1 protein-coding gene and 1 pseudogene are annotated in these 1,767 nt (G+C 63.4%); both read left to right on the forward strand.

The window, feature by feature from the left end:
- The first annotated feature begins 222 nt into the window (after positions 1 to 222).
- Entirely contained in the window at positions 223 to 1,446 is a 1,224-nt protein-coding gene (locus ACYVDE_RS21760; RefSeq protein WP_460503637.1) for a pyridoxal phosphate-dependent aminotransferase, read from the forward strand.
- Positions 1,447 to 1,583: 137 nt separating this feature from the next.
- Positions 1,584 to 1,767, forward strand: a pseudogene (locus ACYVDE_RS21765) (D-glycero-beta-D-manno-heptose-7-phosphate kinase); the annotation flags it as partial.

Raw genomic sequence — 1,767 nt, forward strand, 5'->3', positions numbered from 1 at the left:
CCCCGGCCGTGGTGTCGCCGGCTGAGGCGGCCAATGCGGCCGCGCCGCTCACCGAAGGCACCAAGCGCCGCCTGGAGCTGCTCTACGCCAAAAACTACGAGCCCGGCCTAGACCTGACGGTGCTCTGGCGCTGCTGGCGGCGCCTGGGGCAGTAGCGCGAGCTGAAGGTTCGCGCTACTAACTGCCGCCTTACCTTTGCCCCTGCACCCACTACCGTTCCCTATGTCCGATACCACCGCGCCTGTCCGCACTTCGCCGCTTTCCGACCGCCTGCTCGCCATGAGCGAATCGGCCACCATTGCCATGGCTAAGAAGGGCCGCGAGTTGGCCGCGCAGGGCGTCGATGTTATCAACCTCAGCTTCGGCGAGCCCGATTTCCAGACCCCGCAGTACATCAAGGACGCCGCCAAGCAGGCGCTGGACGACGGTTTCACGTTCTACACGCCGGTGCCCGGTATTCCGGAATTGCGGCAGGCCATTTGCGACAAATTCAAGCGCGATAATCAGCTCGATTTTCAGCCCAGCCAGATTGTAGTGAGCACCGGCGCCAAGCAGGCGCTGGCCAACGCCGTGCTCAGCCTGGTGAACCCCGGCGACGAGGTCATCGTGTTTTCGCCCTATTGGGTGAGCTACGAGGAGATGGTGAAGCTGGCCGGCGGCGTGGCCGTGCCGTTGGTGGGCACCCGCGACAACGACTATAAAGCCACCGCCGCGCAACTCGAAGCGACCATTACGCCGCGCACCAAGCTCATCATGTATTCGTCGCCGTGTAATCCCACCGGCGCCGTTTTCAGCCGCGAGGAACTGGCGGCCATTGCCGATGTGCTGGCCCAGCATCCGCAGGTGTACGCCCTGGCCGACGAGATTTACGAGTACATCAACTTCGTGGGCGAGCACGTGAGTCTGGCCCAGTTTCCGGCCGTTGCCGACCGCGTCATTACCGTGAATGGCTTCTCGAAAGGCTACGCCATGACGGGCTGGCGCCTGGGCTACCTGGCCGCCCGCCAGGACATTGCCACCGCCTGCGACAAAATGCAGGGACAGATTACCTCCGGTACCTGCTCCATCACGCAGCGCGCCGGGGTGGCCGCGCTGGCTGGCGGCCGCGCCGCCTCCGACGAGATGACGGCCGCCTACCGCCGCCGCCGCGACTTGGTTTTGGGACTCGTGAAGGACATTCCCGGCCTCGACACGCCCACGCCTAGCGGCGCGTTCTACATCTTCCCCGAAGTGTCGGCCTTTTTCGGTCGCACCGCACCCGATGGCAGCACCATCCGCAATTCCTCCGATTTGGCGCTGTTTATTCTGAACGACGCGCACGTGTCGGCCGTGTCGGGCGAGGCCTTTGGCGCGCCAGCGTGCATGCGCTTCAGCACCGCCGCCGCCGACGAGAAGCTGGCAGAGGCATTTCGCCGCATCAAAGCCAGCCTCGCGAAGCTGGTTTAGTTAATCATGTATCAACTCCTGTCATTTTGAGCGCAGCGAAGGACCTTGTCACGGCCGAACGGTTTGCAGTAAACCAACTGCGACAAATGTGATAAGGTACTTCGCTGCGCTCAGGATGACAGATTTTTGCTTTGGGTTTGCCTACTTCTGATTCCTCCCTGCAAACGCTGTTCAACGACTTCAACACCTTGCGCGTCCTCATCATCGGCGACGTGATGGTGGATGCCTACGTATGGGGCCGCGCCACGCGCCTCTCGCCCGAAGCGCCGGTGCCGGTAGTGCACGTGGCCCGCACCGAAAACCGCCTCGGCGGCGCCGCCA

Source organism: Hymenobacter agri (assembly GCF_054778495.1).

Coding starts and splice junctions, on each gene's coding strand:
- ACYVDE_RS21760 (WP_460503637.1), top strand. CDS start 223: ATGTCCGATACCACCGCGCCTGTCCGCACTTCGCCGCTTTCCGACCGC.